Source organism: Anditalea andensis (assembly GCF_000714815.1).
Taxonomy (GTDB): Bacteria; Bacteroidota; Bacteroidia; order Cytophagales; family Cyclobacteriaceae; genus Anditalea; species Anditalea andensis.
On sequence record NZ_JMIH01000016.1, the window covers coordinates 459,958 to 478,185 of the forward strand.

The window sequence follows — 18,228 nt, forward strand, 5'->3', positions numbered from 1 at the left end:
TCAAAATTCATCAAATTTATCCTGGACCTTCCTGTATTTGATAAGAAATGGAGGAGGTATGGATAGATATTCCAATAATATGGTTATTGTATTGATCATTTAACCATGACCATTGAATATTATATAAAGGGCTATCATAATTACGATCAAAACAGCCCAAAGCCACTTGACATTGGTAGGAATGCGGGGAAGTTTTCCATAGTCCAGAACATTGGTCGAAACGTCCTTCCTTTTACTGTCTACAAGAGAAATTATAACTACAAGAAAGCATAAGAAGACAAATATATAAAAGGACAATAATAGGAAGTGTGGCCAGATACCATATACTTCCTGTGGAAAAACCCATAAGTACATTATCCCGGTACCTATACTGAGTAGGGTACCGAATATAAGGATAGTATTGGCAGCTTTGGTGGTCGTTTTTTTCCATAAAACTCCAAAGAGAAATACCACAGACATAGGGGGAGCTATAAAACCCAGTACAGACTGGAAAATATCAAAAAGATTCAGTCCTCTGATGCTGTCAATTGCCAGAGTGATGAAAATTGCCAATAAAGCTCCCACTACGGTTACTATTCTACCTACCATCACTACCCGCTTTTGTGTAGCGTTTGGATGGTATTTTTTGACGTAAATATCCACAGTGAAAACGGTACTTAATGCGTTTAATGCAGAATCGATAGTACTTACCAGTGCCGCTATGAGCACAGCCATCACCAACCCGGTCATTCCTACCGGAAATAGTTTGGTCACCATAGTCATATAGGCTTCATCAGGATTTTCTAAATCGGGGAAGATTAAAAAGCACAATATTCCTGGAAGTATAAATAGAGGAACATCCAAGATTTTTAACCACCCGGTAAAATTTGCACCCAATTGTCCTTGCTTGAGGTTTTTAGCTCCCAAAACTGATTGGACCATGGACTGATCTGTACACCAAAACCATACACCCATCACCGGATAACCCAGGATAATGGCTATCCATGGATAATTGGGATCATCAGCCGGTAAAAACAGATTCCAATATTCGGCAGGAGCTCTGGCTATCAGTTCCCCTACTCCACCGACGGAATATATACCCGTAAGCGTCAGGGCTAAGGAAACCACTATCAGTAAGATCATCTGAAATACATTCGTATAGGCAATGGCTTTCAGACCTCCCGCTATAGTAAAAAAAGCGGCGATGATGATGAGTACAATTACCGAAAGCCACATGGGGAAGTTTAGAATCTGCCTGATCAAAATCCCTCCTGCAAATAATGTAAGAGATAACCAGCTTATCAAAATGGTAACAATCATGTACCAAGCAAGAATATTCCGTGTGGAATCTCCAAACCTTTTACCCATAAACTCGGGCAGGGTCTGCACTCTTGCACCCATATATCTGGGGGCAAAGACTACTGCCAGTAAGAAAATAAAAATAAATGCATACCAGGCAAAATTTCCTGCTACTATACCTGTGGTATATCCTATACTGGCTGAGGCGATGAGCATAGAAGGTCCCACATTAGTACCCCACATGGTAAACCCTATGCTGGGCCATCCCAATGAATTTCCTGCCAAAAACAGGTTTTCATCAGTATCACGATCCTTTTTGAAACTTACCCAGGCACCTATCCCGATTAAAATAACCAAGTATAAACCTACTACAGCAAAATCAAGGGGTACTAGTACTTCATGTATTTCCATTTCTACTTTTGGATATCCTTAGCCATAAAAAATAAGGGCAAAAAAAAATTTTACCCCCTAAAGTAATAAATCTTTCTATTGAAATTTTTACCATTTTTATAACTTTAAATTAATGCGCGGGAATTTCCTTTACCCGCTCGCCATTTTGAATAAAAGGATCTGCCCAATATAGTGGCTTACCATCTTTCATAATAGGTTCTGCAGAATATTGTAATAATAATACTCTTCTGGATTTATTGGTGACATTAGACCCACTGCAATGAAAACAGGTACTGGAAAAGAGTGCCACATCTCCCGCATTTAATATTGCCGGTACGCCCGGATTATCTCCAAAATAACCTATTTTATCATTAGTACCCTCTTGCAGTACATGCTCAATCCTATCTTTAGTGCCTGCATCTTTATAGGGCAATAGGTAGACAGTACCGTTTTCCTCAGTTACATCGTCTAAAGGGCACCAGATGGATAAGTAAGGCTTATGGGGAAAATCAAGGTAACCGGAATCCTGGTGCCATGAAAAAGTCATTCCTTTGTCTGCAGCCTTCACTACAAATTGTTCTAAAAATAAAAATACATCATCCCCTAAAATCTCACGGGTGATTTCCTCCATCTGTTCACTGAAAATGAGGTCCTGCATCGCCTGACTGTCCTGATATCTCAGCGCTATAAAATACCGTTTGCCTTTGTGGTTAATCTCATCTACTTCCATACCTTTGCGGTCCATCTCCTCATCCTTTTCCCGCATAAAACGATGGCAGGCTTCCTGTAAACGTGTGATTAACTCTTTCGGAATTACATTACGGACAATGCAGAATCCGTCTTCCTGAAATTGGTTGATTTGTTCAGCCGTTATAAAATTTTTCATGATATATATGTTAATGGTTAATTTTTTTGGGTTTCAAAATTTATAAACTCAGACAATCCATATTCTTCGAGCACGTCAGCAACTTTTTCAGGTTTTCCGGACTCAAGAGATTTTTCCATCGTCTTTAATAAAGCTATGGTACCTATACCTTCTCTTAAATCCGGATAAGCTGTAAAATCATTTTGTATGCTATCGGCAAAGTGTTCCAGATAATTATTGTATTCTCCGGCATGATGACTTTTTCCTTCAAACCGGAAATAATATTTTGATTTATGTTCCCATGTTAGTACCTGCTCTTCCCCTTCATTATCAGTGATCGCATATCTCAGTTCCATATAATCCCCTTGGCTGCAGCCTTCTGTCCCTCGCAGGATACAACTCATCTCACTGTCCCTTAAAGCCGGCTGCACAGGTCCGGTATATGCTCCGGATACCCTGGCTATCTTACCATCTTCAGACTTGAAGATAAAATGCATCGTATCGTCATTTTTTAATCCTCCTTTTAAACCATTAGGGCTGAGCATACCATAGCCCATAACTTCTTCTATGCGGGGCAGGTACCATCTTACGAAGTCTACCGGATGACTCAGGCCACCATACAGCCATTTAAAAGAAGATTCCAAAGACCATGGCTTTGAAAGAAACCACCGGTGATCGGCATGGTAATAAGCTTCCATAGTGATCAATTCTCCTATTAAGCCTTTCTCAAAATCCAAGCGCTGCCTTTTCATCGGTTCAAAAAACCGGCTGCTCTGACCAACAAAAAGTTTAGTACCGTTGACCCGTTGTAATTCCAGGAGTTCTACAGCATTTTTTAAGTCATCTAACAAGGGTTTGGTACACACTACATGCTTGCCATGTTCCATTGCCATTTTTATATGTAAAGCATGAAATTTATCAGGAGTATAAATACCTATAGCATCAATTTCAGGATTACTGAGCATATCCTCATATCGGGTTGTATAATTAGGAAAATCAAACTCCTTAGCCCTTTGCTTACACAAATCTTCATTGATATCACAGATCTGAATCAGATCAATTTTGGAACTGTTCATAGACGCAGAGATGGTGCTCCTTCCCTCGCCAAGTCCCAGTATACCCAATTTCAGTTTTTTAGTTGTAGTCATATTCATCCCTACCTTGTATTGATTAAGCTTATAAACCTAAATGGCCCCAGATACCCTGAAAGGAATCATCTATTGTAATTTCTTTAGCATCTTCCAAATTCATTTGATCTGTACAATCCACCGCTTGGGTATAAACTGGAATGCTTGATCCTGACTTGACCCAAATGGGCATCTCTTCGAGAGGACACCCCATGTTCTTCAGCCACTTTCCGCCGCTAATGGACTCCCCTGAGAAGAAATTTGTCCATTCTCCTTCCGGTATGTACACATCTCTTTTGTTTTCTGAATTCATGATAGGGGCTACCAAAAAGTCATCTCCAAAAAAGTATTGATCATCTATATGCCAGCAAATTTTATCTTCCGGATGGTGATAAATCAAAGCTCTCAATACAGGATAGCCTGTCTTAACAGTCTTTTGGCTTTGTTTCAGAATATAAGGTATAATAGCATATCTAAGCTTCCACCATTTCCTCACAGTGTCAGCTATATTAGGGAAGTGATAAGGCTCACGGTTGGAGGTGCCGTGATAGCGTATATGTGATGTAAATACACCAAACTGGGTCCAGCGCAGATAAAGGTCATCAGGTATCACTGAGTTCATAAAATTTGGTACCCCATGAAAGCCCGGCACATCATGACTCCAAAATCCAAAGCCTGACAAGCCTAAATGTAAACCTCCTTTAAGAGATCCTGCCATTCCATCCCAACTGGAAGCGGCATCACCACCCCAGTGCAATGGATACCTCTGGCTGCCGGCCCATCCTGCTCTTGCCCATACGATCTTATCACCGGTTATTTCTTCGGTAATTTCAAAAGCTGCTTTTTGATAGAGGAGTGCATAGAGATTGTTCAATAATTCCGCAGGCATACCATGGTAATCTGCATCAAGGTGAATTTCTTCTCCAAAATCAGTCTTGATACAGGCTACTCCCATATCTAAAAGTTTCCTAAGTAGATCCTGATACCACTGCACTGCATCCGGATAGGTAAAATCAATAGTCCCGGCATAATCAAGGGCGCTAAAGTTGGATCCATTTTGACTTCTCCCGGCTTTTAAAGGACCGATAAAATTATTTTCTTTAGCTTCCTTATACTGCTCAGCCTCTGAGGCTATGTACGGCATCTGCCATAAACTAACCCGATAGCCATCAGCCTTGAGGTCTGCTATAAATTTTTCGGGGTCTGGAAATCTTTCTAAATTAAACTTCCATTCACATAACCAGTCCGTTTTGAACCACCCGGTATCCAGATGGATCACATCGCACGGAAAATCTTCTGCTCTTAACCTGTCACAGATAGACACTACCTCCTCTGCTGAAAAGTAGGACATCTTGCTCATCCAAATCCCAAAACTCCATAAAGGAGGTAAGGCCGGAAAACCCGTGAGCTGGCGATATCTATAGGTAATTTCTTCCGGATTGCCCCCACCGATGAGAAAAAGATCCAGTACAGGCTCTTCTACCAAAATCTGGGCAGAGCGGGTGGAGTGATCTGCCAGAGAAAATTTACTGAAAGCAGAGGTATGCAAGAACAATCCATAATGCTCACTGGACATATAGAATGGAATATTTTTATAGGTCCTATGGTTATTTACCCCTTGCCCATCCTGATTTTTTAATAATAAGGTTTGACCGGAAAGATCCATTTTCAAAAACCTTTCACCGGTACCGACAAATTTTTCATCCGGTTTGGCATAAAAAGAAACGGTAACACGATCAGGTTTTCCTTGATTTTCAACGAATGCCATTCCTATTGCCTCTTTTCTGGCCGGAAAAAACTGATCGTAAGCATTAATTTTTACAGGATTTTTACCATTAGGAAAAAAAGTTGCTTCTAAAGCTTCATCCGGCGGGGGAAGTAAGGAACTCCAATAATTTATTTCGGGATCCTGAAAATTAAATATAGCTCTCACTATATGTTTTTCATCTTTTACTATCCATTCCCTCCTGTTTTTTTCAAAATACAGACGCTGTAATTCCGTACCCGGAGCCAGATCCAGCATAGCAGAATCTTGCTGGATTTCAGCATCTATTTCCACACTTACTCTTAGAATGTTATCGCCGTATGCGGAGAGTTTGAGTAAATATGATTTAGGAGATATTGATGTATCCAGAGAAATTTCTTTTGATTGCTTTTGTGCATGAAAAGGAACAGTTAAAACTATTTCTTTTCCACGAATTTCAATACCACTTGGGCGCTGGGCAACCCATAGCCTTTCTTTAAATTTTTCTTCCGGCAATTCGGAATCAAAATCAAGAAAATCAAAAAGTTGATAGTTGGTTTTTTTCACGGGTATTGAATTATTTATTTAAAATATGCTGGTATTCAGATTTGATCCCCGCCTTTTCTTTAATTTCTTCAGAAACCTGGGGGCCATTATTATCCCATTCATTTCCGGGTCCCGGAGTATTGGAAAAGAATTTATCCCTTTCTGTCCAATTATTTATAGCTCTTATATAAGATGATGCTTCATCAAAATATATATACTGGTGATGGTGTGGCATATGGGCATAAGGTGCATCCATTAAGTCAAAAATGACGTTTTCGCTGATTTCCATATTGGGCTGGGCAGAAAGTGTATATATCCCCCCTACGTCGTACATCTGTTTGGCAAAGCGATGGATTTTGTTCGCATGTACCCTGTTATTTTTGGACGCACCAATGGTTTTTGTCCATCCCCATCCTACACTTATTCCGGAATAATTTAAATCCCTGATCTCGTTATGTTCAATGTTTATATCATGGGCAAATCCCACTGCAATACCTACACAACCCCAGTCCTCATTAGTAGCATCCGTTATCAGATTATTCGCTATATATATATGATGAACCAATTCCCGCGGGTCTTTAGGATCATAAGGAAGGTGTGCTTCAAAATCAGGCCCACCAAAGAAACCGGCCTGTATACCTGTACCTCCTATATCCTCGAAAACATTTCCTATTATTCCGGTATTATTTACACCGCTGACCAGATCCAATCCGGTAGCCCCCATGTGTCTAAAACCACATAATTCAAATGAGATATTATGGGCATTATTCACAATGACTCCTCCTGGTTGTCTTCCTATCCAAGCCTGGTTTTCTAATTTGGCTTTATCGGGAGTGCCAGGTTCTTTAAGCTTATAAGCTTCCAAAATGTACCACCCAGCTTGTAAGGGTACATGACCGAATTGGGAAGGCCGTAACCAGGTAGCATGTTGAAAATTAATACCCTCAAACCCAAAATGTTTTACCGGGTTTTCCAGGTTTCCTTCTATTTGTACTATGGTTTCCAAAAAAGGTAAAACCACTTCTGCTGCATTCATATTTTCACCCGGCTTTGGCCAATAATAAAGCTTCCCAGACTTTTTATCAGCAAACCACTGCCCCGGTTGGCTCAGAAGTTCGGCAGATCCCGTGAAAAAGAAGGCTGAATTACCTTGGTACTCATTGTCCTTATCAATAAAAGGGGCAGGCCATGGATGTTCAAATTCAATCAGACTTTCCGGCTGATGAAAAGTCAGCTTAGTTTTTTCACCTTGTTTTTCCAATGATTTAACTCTTAGGTTAGCTATTGCCCACCATTGGTGGATAACAAATTCTAATTGATCCAGATCGTTGAAATCCTGTTTAGGGGTAGGAATCCACATTTCCTGATTTTCTACATCTAAAGAAAGGATACGGTCCAGCTCCCTATCATATAGATTGGTAGCCCTGACAGCTTTCCGGCCGTCCACCCACATTTGACGGAAATCAAGCCAATTGCCACCTATAAAAGGTATATCAGCTACCCAAAGATTACCTCTGGCAGCTCTGGGCAGGCCTTTAATGGATTGGTTGCTTTTTTTCCAGCCCTTTACCCTGACACCCCCTGAAAATATCGGACTGGCACCTTCTGCCGCTTTGATAATGGTAGGACTATCTGCCGTCCCTGAATCTTCGGGTCGGACCAATAAAGGTTCAGCAAATTGGTAAGTACCATTCTGTATCAATATTTGAACACCCCCTTCGACAGAGAGATCTCCAAGTCTTCTCATTTCTCTGGCTTTTCTTAAAGCCATATGTACTGTGGCTACTGGATTTGCCTGTGATCCCTTATTACTGTCATTACCACTTGGACTTACCCAAATATCTGCGGCCTGAGCTATGGAGGTTACAAAACAAGCCAATAAGAAGGCTGTAATTTTTATTGGATTAGTAATATTCATAAATAATTTAATAGTATAAAAATCAGCCTGGACTGAAGGTATTATTAATCAATTATAAGAAAGGAAAGCATAAAGGCCATCCTGCACTTACAGGATAGCACTATGTTTAGCTATACTACTTTCATTAATAATTAAAACCCTGGGTTTTGAGTTAAATTGGGATTAGAATATTTCAAAACAAATAATTGCTCATATTAAAGTAATAAAATAACAGCTGGGTATATTCTTTTATCGATCAATTCAAAGTACAGGATAATTTTTCGGGAAAGTACAGGATAGGCCATCCCATCATATTATATATCTTGGAAATAATTCTTAATGCTTAATCTGTAATAGAAAATCGTCACTGTAATAATCATATTAATTCCGGGCTCTTGAAATATCCCTAAAAAGGTGATTTAGCACTGTGTCTATAGTTAATTGGGAATACCCTAATCTAAACCTAGCTGATTTAATCAGCAAATCTTGATATGAAGCACAACCAAAATATTGATCCCGATACCAATAAAAGAAGATCATTTTTAAAATCACTTTTAGTCTTCGGCAGTGGCATATTTATAGGCCCTTCCCTGATATCCTGCCTTCCGGCTAAAGCTAAAGTGACGGGATTATTGGATAAAAGATATAAAATTGCAGTCTGTGACTGGATGATTTTAAAAAGACAAAAGCTTAGCGCTTTTGCATTAGCACAGGAAATCAATGCTGACGGTATCCAGCTTGACATGGGAGGCCTTGGCAATAGGGATACCTTTGACAGTAAGTTAGGCGATCCTGAAGTAAGGAAGCAATTTTTAGCAGAATCACAAAATAGAGGGGTGGAAATCAGTTCCATTGCCATGTCGGGATTTTACGCACAATCATTTGCTGAAAGGGATACGGTGGACAGAATGGTTCAGGACACTTTGGACACTATGGCCGGAATGGGGATAAAAATCGCTTATCTTCCACTGGGTGTAGAGGGTGACTTGGTGAAAAGACCCGAAATCAGACCTGCCGTCGTAGAAAGGCTAAAAAAAGCTGGGGACAAAGCCTATCAGCAAGGAGCAGTGATAGCAGTAGAAACGGCTTTGGATGCCAAAGATGAAGTGCAACTGCTAAAGGATATAGACTCAAAAGGCATCCAAATTTCATTCAATTTCGCCAATGCCATTAAAAATGTAAAGGATATTCCCACAGAGCTGCGAACGTTGGGTAAAGACCGGATTGCTCAAATTCATGCTTCAGATACCGATGGGGTCTGGATCGAAAACAATATAAAAATCAACATGCCAAAAATAAAGCAGACGCTGGATGAGATGGGATGGCAAGGCTGGTTGATCATAGAACGTTCAAGAGATGTAAATGATGTGCGGAATGTAAAAGGGAATTTTGGTGCTAATGTCGCCTACCTGAAATCCGTTTTTCAATCTGCAGGTTCCTTAACCAAAATATGATTAATTAATCAACCCAAGACATGAAAGCTCATTCCCTAATTGCAATCCTATTTTCTATACTCCTTTATTCCTGTGCCCAGCAGGAAAGTATCACTGTAGTAACTACGGGAAACGCATCCGCCCGCACCTTATTCGGAACCGATAGACTGGTGAAGGAGCTGGAAGATCAGGGATACCAAGTGAACAGAAAAATAATTCAGGAATGGGAAGCTGACGATAAGTCTATCCTCATAGGAGAAAAAGATGATCCTATACTTATGGATTGGATCAATAATTCGAATTACTCCCAAGCACTTTCTTCTGAACCTTCCAAAGAGGGTTTTCAAATAAGCTCAACCGATCAAACCATCGTAATATTGGGAAGTGATGCTTCAGGATCTCTTTATGGTGCTCTAGAAGTAGGCGATAGATTAAGGCAACATGGTAGTTTAGATTTTAATCTGAATTTGGTAGACCAGCCCGAAATGGTACTACGGGGCACCGCCATAGGAATGCAAAAGACTACTTATTTGCCCGGAAGAGGTGTCTATGAATATCCTTATACACCGGAAAATTTCCAATGGTTCTATGACAAAAATTTATGGATTGACTACCTGGATATGCTGGTAGAAAACCGTATGAATTCTCTATACCTATGGAATGGGCACCCTTTTGCATCTTTGGTAAAATTGGAAGATTACCCGTATGCAATGGAAGTGTCTGAAGAAGATTTTGAAAAGAATCAAGAAATGTTTCATTTTCTTACAGAAGAAGCAGAAAAAAGAGGGATTTGGGTTATCCAAATGTTTTATAATATTATCGTTTCCAAACCATTTGCAGACCATCACAATATTAAAAGCCAGGACAGAAGCAGACCTATCACTCCCCTACTGGCAGATTATACGCAGAAGTCAATAGCTGCTTTTATAGAAAAATATCCAAATGTAGGACTTTTGGTTGCTTTGGGGGAAGCTATGCAAGGTGAAGAGAATGATATAAAATGGTTTACAGAAACCATTATACCCGGTGTCAAGGATGGATTAAAAGCTTTGGGCAGAACCGATGAACCTCCCATTATCCTGCGTGCTCATGATACAAATGCGCCGTTGGTCATGGAGAAGGCCCTGCCATTATATAATAACTTATATACTACTCATAAATATAACGGGGAATCCTTAACCACCTACGAGCCCCGCGGGCCATGGTCCCAGATCCATAGAGATCTCAGTTCCAAAGGAAACATCCATATTTCCAATGTTCATATTTTGGCAAATCTGGAACCCTTCCGATATGGGTCTCCTGACTTCATTCAGAAAAGTGTATTAGCCATGCACGAAGTTCATGGTGCAAATGCCTTACACCTATATCCCCAAGCTTCCTATTGGGACTGGCCATATACGGCTGACAATACGAATGAGAGACTTCTACAGATTGATAGAGATTGGATCTGGTACAAAGCCTGGGCAAGGTATGCTTGGAAAAGCCAACGCGACAGAAATGAAGAAATAACATATTGGAGCAATAAGCTCTCTGAGGTATATGACGCAGGCGACGCAGGTCACCACATACTGGACGCCTATGAGGAAACTGGGGAAATCGCTCCCAAGCTTCTGAGAAGGTTTGGCATTACCGAAGGCAACAGACAAACCTTGCTTTTAGGAATGTTTGGAAGTCAATTGGTCAATCCCTATAAATGGAGAGTTTATCCAGGCTTTTATGAATCATGTGGACCTGTGGGGGAAATCTTGATTGAATATGTCAAAAAAGAGTGGAACAATGAACCCCATGAAGGAGAAACGCCTACCCAAATTATTGATGAAGTGGTGGCTCACGGAAGAAAGGCAGTAGAGGCGATAGATCAAGCTGCTGATAAAGTAAATGCAAATCAGGAGGAATTTGAAAGACTTAAAAACGATGTATATTGTTATAACGCCTTCGCAAATTTCTTTTCAGAAAAAGTAAAAGCATCCCATATGGTTTTAAGGCACCAGTATTCAGGAGATCTGGAAGATCTTGAAAAAGCTATACCCCATCTGGAAAAGAGTGTGGACCATTATAAGCAACTGGTGGACCTGACCAAAGACACCTACTTATATGCTAATAGTATGCAGACCGCACAGCGTCGTATTCCTATAGGAGGAGATGACGGAAAGCATTCCACATGGATTGAAATGCTGCCCCATTACGAAAAGGAATTAATGAAATTCAAAAGAAATGTGGATCTGCTTAAATCATCTGAAGATGGGAAAATAGAAAGGGCAGATGTTTCTGCCTGGACTACGACTAAGGTAGAATGGTTGGATAATATTTCCCACAGTTCATTTGTTTTAAAAGAGGGCCAAAAAGTATATACTGATGAGTCCGGTAGAATTGAGCAGATCGCAGAAGAGATCAAAGGCTTAAATGCTGTTTTACTTTCATCCGAAAAACAAAAATCGGAAGGAACAACTTTGAAGTTTGCCAATCAAACTCCCGTTAAATTGGTAGTTGGGTATTTCAATTCAGATCAAAAAGAATTTTCCAGGGCTCCTGATCTTGAGACAAATGCTGCAGGAAATCTAAGGGGAGAATCTGAAATAAAATTGGCCAATGCCATGAAAATTGAAGGTATGCCCCGCGTTAATATCCATACCTATTCCTTTGAACCCGGAAATAATGAGCTGATACTGGGGAAAGGTAAAGTGATGATTTTAGGCTTTATCGATGGCACCCAATCTATAGAATACAGAGATGCCGGTATCATTGGCAAGGATGAAAAAGAAGCAATCGATTGGTTGTTCTATTGATCAATATCTCCGAAAGAATTAAATAAAAGACCCAAAGTAGATTAACAAAAATGTTAAAAAGAACAGTTACCAGTACCTTCTTCCTATTGATATTATGTTTGGGCTTAGTTTCAGCTCAGCAGACAAGAAAGCAAATATCATTAAACAGTGACTGGAAAACCATAGCTTCAGGAGTAGCCCCTCTCGAAGAGAAAGGCATTGAAGCCAAAAATTATAATGCCCAAAACTGGATATCTGTAGATGTACCTCATAACTGGGACCAATATGAAGGGTACCGAAGGATGAAGCACGGCAATAAGCACGGTGCTGCTTGGTATCGTAAAAATCTGACATTAGACAATGCAGATAAAGGGAAGCAACATTTTTTATTTTTTGAAGGCGTGGGTTCTTATGCAACGGTCTGGATCAATGGTAAAAAAGTAGGAGGCCATGCAGGCGGCAGGACTACCTTTACCCTTGATATTACAGAACATTTAGATTTTAATGGAGAAAATACCATTGCAGTTAAAGCAGACCATCCGAGTATGATAGCCGATCTGCCATGGGTATGTGGTGGGTGTTCCGGTGAATGGGGTTTTTCGGAAGGTTCCCAGCCTATGGGTATCTTCAGACCCGTATCGCTATTGATCACAGATCAGGTAAAGATCGAACCTTTTGGAATCCATATCTGGAATGATGATGAAATTTCCAAAGAGAAAGCCAAGCTCCAAATGAATACGACCATAAAAAATTATGGTGATAAGAGTAGGGAGATTACTATTGTGAACAGACTTATTGACAAAGATGGTAAAGAGGTGGAGCGGCAGGAAAGTCCTTTGGTATTGGAACCGAAAGCAACAAAGGAGACCAAGCAAGAAACAGCATTTATTTCCCAGCCTAAGCTCTGGTCACCTAAAGATCCCTATTTATACAAAATGATCACTGAAATCCATGAAGACGGTAAGGTCATAGATGAGCTGGTCACCCCATATGGTATACGATGGGTAAGTTGGCCCATAGGAAGAGATGACGGTGACCACCGTTTTTTTATAAACGGCGAGCCTTTATACATCAATGGTATCTGTGAATATGAACACATGATGGGCCAAAGCCATGCTTTCACTGATGAGCAGGTTCTATCAAGGGTAAACCAGATGGTAGGTGCAGGATTTAACGCCTTCCGTGATGCGCACCAGCCCCACCACTTCAAATATCATGAAGAATGGGACAAGCAGGGTGTTTTACTATGGACACAATTTTCTGCACACATATGGTATGACACGCCCGAATTCAAAGAAAACTTCAAAGAATTGCTTAAGGAATGGGTAATTGAAAGAAGAAATAGCCCCTCTGTAGTCATGTGGGGCCTGCAAAATGAAAGTACTATTCCAAAAGAATTTGCACAGGAATGTACAGAACTTATACGGGAACTTGACCCCAATTCATATAATCAAAAATTGGTGACTACCTGTAATGGTGGAGAAGGTACAGACTGGAACGTAGTCCAGAACTGGTCCGGAACCTATGGGGGTGATCCCGAAAAATACGGGGAAGAACTCAGCCGTCAATTGTTGAATGGTGAATACGGTGCATGGAGAACCTTGGACCTCCATACTGAAGGGCCATTTGTACAAAAAGGAGATTATAGCGAGGATAGGTTCTATCAGTTGATGCAGAAAAAAGTAGAACTGGCTGAAGCATATAAAGATAGCTTATCAGGGCAGTTTCACTGGTTGTACAATTCACATGAAAATCCGGGACGGATTCAAAATGGTGAAGGCTTCAGAGACATTGACCGGGTTGGCCCAATAAATTATAAGGGATTGGTGACTCCATGGGAAGAGCCTTTGGATGCATATTTCATGTACCGTTCTGAATATTCAGACAAGGTAAAGGAGCCTATGGTTTATATAGTCTCCCATACCTGGCCGGACAGGTGGATTGAAACTGGCATAAAAGACAGCTTGGTGGTGTTTTCCAATTGCGATGAAGTAGAGTTGTTCAATGATACGGATGGCAAGTCTCTGGGAAGAAAAAAGAATCCGGGAATGGGCAAGAATTTCCAATGGGATCAGGTAGATATCCAATACAACGTGCTTAAAGCAATTGGCTATGTGGATGGAAAAGAAATGGCTGAAGATATCATCGTTTTACATCATCTGCCGGAATCTCCCAATTTTCAGCAACTATACAGTGATGATGAAAACCTGTTGCAAGGGGATCCTGATTTCCATTATATCTACAGGGTGAATGCCGGAGGGCCTGATTATATCGATCAAAACGGTCATCTATGGATGTCGGATGTGCAGAAAACTACCGATAATTCATGGGGGTCTAAGTCATGGACGGACGAGTTTGCAGATATGCCGGCTTTTTATGCCAGCCAAAGAAGGACTCATGATCCTATCTCCGGTTCTAAAGATTGGGACCTGTTTCAGACCTTCAGATTCGGTATGACCAAGCTTAAATATGAATTTCCCCTACCCGATGGAGAATATTTAATGGATCTGTTTTTTATAGAGCCCTGGTATGGTACAGGCGCTGGTCTGAACAGTACCGGATGGAGAACTTTTGATGTCGCCATTAATGATGAAACTGTAATACAAAATCTGGATATATGGAAAGAAGCCGGTCATGATAAAGCTTTGAAAAAAACAGTAAAAGGACAGGCTAAAGATGGAAAGCTAATTCTTTCCTTTCCAAAAATCACCTCCGGCCAGGCAATTATATCAGGTATAGGAATAGCAAGTATGGACAAATCCGTTCAACCTGCGGATCCTTCTCCTAAAAACATTCTGGACCTGAACAGTAATTTAAAGGGAGGTGCTAAAATAGAAGTCCAATCATGGCTGGATACAGGTCATCCACAATTTTCGGATTCAGACACCAAATTTAGCAAGTTACCCTATTTGCTCTTCGGAGCGGACTATATACGGTTACCTTTCACTTTACCAAGAAAAGGTTTTTCCGGTAACTTCATAGCCAATAAAAATTCAATCGTATATGTTCTGATCAATGATAGGATCAAATCACTCCCGCGATGGATGGAAGGGTTCCTGCCGATTGAAGAAGATGCGGAAAACAATCAGGGTGAGAATTTTAGCGTCTATACCAAGGAAGTAAGCCATGGAGAAAAAATCCAATTCGGTTCAGTTGATAAATTGGCCAAGAGCACATCAGGTGGTATGTATTCCATAGTGGTAGTACCGCAATATGAGATGGGTGACGGGGAAGACGAAAGACCGGGAATCCATCAGGAAGCTGAAACTGCCCTTTTTAAAGGAGATGGTATCGAAACAGGAAATTTTAAAGAAAGTAAATACATTGAATTCACCGAAGTTGGAGAAGCCGGTATTGCCTGGGAAGTTAATCCGGGATTGGCAGGCACTTACCTGATCCGGTTCAGATATATGAATGTGTCTGATGAACCGATCAACGTAAGACTTCAGATAGAGGCATCCAACGGGGTGATGATGAGAGATGATGAGATAAGTTTTCCTGTGGCAGATGAAAAATGGAGAATACTGAATACCACTACAGGTACCAGTATAAATGCAGGAAAATACATCATCAGAATCCATTCTGAGGACTTGAAAGGCCTTCGTCTGGATAGGATGGAGTTCCAATAAATAATGTAAATCCTTTATACCAAATGCAGAACAGTCTAATTTAAGTTTTATCCAATAAATTAGTCTGGAATGCCCTTAGAAAGATAAACTTACAATAGTCATAAAAACTATATTTGATACTATACCATGGCCAAACCAATCCTTATTATAGCAGCTTTATTATTGTTTTTTTCTAGCTGTCAACAACAAAAGCAGGCCAATCGCCAACAACTGGATTTCAATAAATGCTGGCATTTTCAATTGGGAGACCATCCTGATGCTGTCGACATGGAATACGATTCTGAAAGCTGGAGGAAATTGACCTTGCCCCATGATTGGAGCATAGAGGGTGAGTTCAGTAAAGAACATCCTACCACTCCCGAAGGGGGCGCACTTCCTGCGGGAATGGGATGGTATAGAAAAACATTTTCCCTTCCGGAATCCGACTCTTTTAAAACGGTCTGGATAGAGTTTGACGGGATTTACAGAAACAGTGAAATATGGATCAACGGTCATTATTTAGGGATCAGACCAAATGGATACAGTTCCTTTCAGCATGAGCTGAGCCCACATTTAAATTATGGAGAGGAAGCCAATGTAATAGCGGTTAAAGTAGATAATTCACAGCAGCCTAATTCCCGTTGGTACACCGGCTCGGGTATCTATAGAAACGTGCGTTTAATAAAAACGGGAAAAGTGCACGTAGATCACTGGGGCACTTTTATTACTACCCCAAAGATAACTGAAAGCTCCTCCAACATCAATCTTCAGCTTACGATCAAAAATCAATCTAATGAAAACCGTCAGGTAAGGGTATTGACCACGATATTAGATGGAGACAATAATAAGGTGGCTTCCATGGAATCTGATCACCAAATGGAAAATGACTCGACCCTAACTTTTGATCAAAATTTAGATTTAGCCGATCCCGTATTATGGGATGTGGACAGGCCGTATATGTACAGTGCCCTTACGCAGATCTATGATGGAAATGAACTGTTGGATGATTACAGGACCCCATTTGGGATCAGATACTTTGATTTCCATCCTGAAAAAGGGTTTTCTTTAAATGGAAAACCGATGAAAATTCTAGGGGTCTGCAACCACCATGATTTAGGCGCTTTAGGTGCAGCAGTTAATGAGCGGGCTATAGAAAGACAACTGGAAATCTTAAAAGAGATGGGTGTCAATGCAATCAGGACCGCCCATAACCCGCCGGCACCGGAATTACTGGATCTTTGTGACCGCATGGGCTTTATCGTGCAGGATGAAGCTTTTGATGAATGGAAAAAAAGAAAAGCCAAGGAAGGTTACCATAAAGATTGGGATGAATGGCACAAGCAGGATCTGGAAGATATGATCAGACGGGACCGTAACCATCCTTCCATATTTATGTGGAGCATTGGAAATGAAATACGGGAACAATTTGACAGCACCGGTATCACCATTACCAGAGAACTGGTAAGCATAGTAAAAAACCTTGACACCACGCGGCCGGTCACTTGTGCTCTTACTGAGAACGAGCCGGATAAAAACTTTATATACCAATCCGGTGCATTGGATCTTTTGGGTTTCAATTACAAACACAGAGATTATGAAAAATTTCCGGAATGGTACCCAGGTGAAAAACTCATCGCCACAGAAAACATGTCTGCTTTGGCTACACGAGGTGAATATTTTTTCCCCTCTGATTCCATTATGCGTTGGCCTGAAGCTCATGATAAACCATTGGTTACCGGTAAGGATGATTATACCGTTTCTGCATTTGACCAGGTTTCCGCCTATTGGGGGTCCACGCATGAAGAAACCTGGACGACGATTAAGAACCAGGATTTTATGTCAGGATTGTTTGTTTGGACAGGATTTGATTATCTGGGTGAGCCTATTCCTTACCCCTATCCGGCCAGAAGTTCCTATTTCGGGATCATAGACCTGGCCGGCTTTCCAAAAGATGCCTTCTACATGTACAAAAGCGAATGGACCAACACGCCTACTCTGCATCTATTTCCCCACTGGAACTGGGAAGAGGGCAAAGAAGTGGATGTATGGGCCTATTATAACCAGGCTGATGAAGTTGAGCTGTTTTTAAACGACAAATCTGTAGGAAAGCGTAAAAAGGAAGGAGATGATTTAAATGTCATGTGGAGACTTCCATATGAAAAAGGTACTATCCGGGCCGTTTCCAGAAAAGATGGAAAAACTGTATTGGAAAGAGAAATCCAAACCGCCGGAAAAGCCGCTAAAATTCATTTGGAAGCAGATAGAAGCGATATCAAAGCAGATGGCAAAGATCTTTCATTTATCACTGTTTCCATTAGGGATAAAAATGGAAATATAGTCCCCAATGCTGATGATCTGGTAACATTTGAAGTTGAAGGAAACGGGTTTATCGCCGGAGTAGATAACGGATATCAGGCCAGTTTAGAACCTTTTAAGGCCAACTACAGGAAAGCCTTTAGAGGAAAATGTTTGGTAATAGTCCAGGCTACAGAAAATCCCGGACCTATTACTTTAAAAGCTAATGCTGAAGGAATTTCCTCTTCCGAGATTACTGTTAATGTCCAATAACAATTAA

At 40.7% G+C, this 18,228-nt stretch carries 9 protein-coding genes; 4 read left to right on the forward strand and 5 right to left on the reverse strand.

From position 1 onward, the window contains the following. Positions 1 to 99: 99 nt before the first annotated feature. From EL17_RS10235 to EL17_RS10255, 5 genes are all read right to left on the reverse strand, one after another. A complete protein-coding gene (locus tag EL17_RS10235) occupies positions 100 to 1,689 on the reverse strand; it encodes a sodium:solute symporter (RefSeq protein WP_035073316.1) in 1,590 nt (529 codons plus the stop codon). 109 nt (positions 1,690 to 1,798) lie between these two features. Beyond that, entirely contained in the window at positions 1,799 to 2,554 is a 756-nt protein-coding gene (locus tag EL17_RS10240) for a phytanoyl-CoA dioxygenase family protein (RefSeq protein ID WP_035073319.1), read from the reverse strand. A gap of 17 nt (positions 2,555 to 2,571) precedes the next feature. Next, positions 2,572 to 3,681 (reverse strand): Gfo/Idh/MocA family protein, encoded by a 1,110-nt coding sequence (locus tag EL17_RS10245; RefSeq protein ID WP_035073538.1) that lies wholly within the window; start codon positions 3,679 to 3,681, stop codon positions 2,572 to 2,574. A 28-nt stretch (positions 3,682 to 3,709) separates the two neighbouring features. Then, positions 3,710 to 5,971, reverse strand: coding sequence for a glycoside hydrolase family 31 protein (locus EL17_RS10250; protein WP_035073322.1), 2,262 nt, complete (start codon positions 5,969 to 5,971; stop codon positions 3,710 to 3,712). A 10-nt stretch (positions 5,972 to 5,981) separates the two neighbouring features. After that, entirely contained in the window at positions 5,982 to 7,868 is a 1,887-nt protein-coding gene (locus EL17_RS10255) for a right-handed parallel beta-helix repeat-containing protein (protein WP_035073325.1), read from the reverse strand. Between the two features lie 470 nt (positions 7,869 to 8,338). Here EL17_RS10255 and EL17_RS10260 point away from each other — a divergent pair, with 470 nt between their 5' ends. From EL17_RS10260 to galB, 4 genes are all read left to right on the forward strand, one after another. Next, positions 8,339 to 9,301, forward strand: coding sequence for a sugar phosphate isomerase/epimerase family protein (locus EL17_RS10260; RefSeq protein WP_084166175.1), 963 nt, complete (start codon positions 8,339 to 8,341; stop codon positions 9,299 to 9,301). Between the two features lie 20 nt (positions 9,302 to 9,321). After that, positions 9,322 to 12,066: an alpha-d-galacturonidase gene (locus EL17_RS10265; RefSeq protein ID WP_035073328.1), complete on the forward strand. Its 2,745-nt coding sequence runs from the start codon at positions 9,322 to 9,324 to the stop codon at positions 12,064 to 12,066. Between the two features lie 50 nt (positions 12,067 to 12,116). Continuing rightward, entirely contained in the window at positions 12,117 to 15,674 is a 3,558-nt protein-coding gene (locus EL17_RS10270) for a malectin domain-containing carbohydrate-binding protein (RefSeq protein ID WP_035073331.1), read from the forward strand. 126 nt (positions 15,675 to 15,800) lie between these two features. Further along, positions 15,801 to 18,221, forward strand: a complete 2,421-nt coding sequence (gene galB / locus EL17_RS10275; RefSeq protein ID WP_035073334.1) for a beta-galactosidase GalB — start codon at positions 15,801 to 15,803, stop codon at positions 18,219 to 18,221. Positions 18,222 to 18,228 lie beyond the last annotated feature (7 nt).

Coding starts and splice junctions, on each gene's coding strand:
- EL17_RS10235 (WP_035073316.1), bottom strand. CDS start 1,689: ATGGAAATACATGAAGTACTAGTACCCCTTGATTTTGCTGTAGTAGGT.
- EL17_RS10240 (WP_035073319.1), bottom strand. CDS start 2,554: ATGAAAAATTTTATAACGGCTGAACAAATCAACCAATTTCAGGAAGAC.
- EL17_RS10245 (WP_035073538.1), bottom strand. CDS start 3,681: ATGACTACAACTAAAAAACTGAAATTGGGTATACTGGGACTTGGCGAG.
- EL17_RS10255 (WP_035073325.1), bottom strand. CDS start 7,868: ATGAATATTACTAATCCAATAAAAATTACAGCCTTCTTATTGGCTTGT.
- EL17_RS10260 (WP_084166175.1), top strand. CDS start 8,339: ATGAAGCACAACCAAAATATTGATCCCGATACCAATAAAAGAAGATCA.
- EL17_RS10265 (WP_035073328.1), top strand. CDS start 9,322: ATGAAAGCTCATTCCCTAATTGCAATCCTATTTTCTATACTCCTTTAT.
- EL17_RS10270 (WP_035073331.1), top strand. CDS start 12,117: ATGTTAAAAAGAACAGTTACCAGTACCTTCTTCCTATTGATATTATGT.
- galB (WP_035073334.1), top strand. CDS start 15,801: ATGGCCAAACCAATCCTTATTATAGCAGCTTTATTATTGTTTTTTTCT.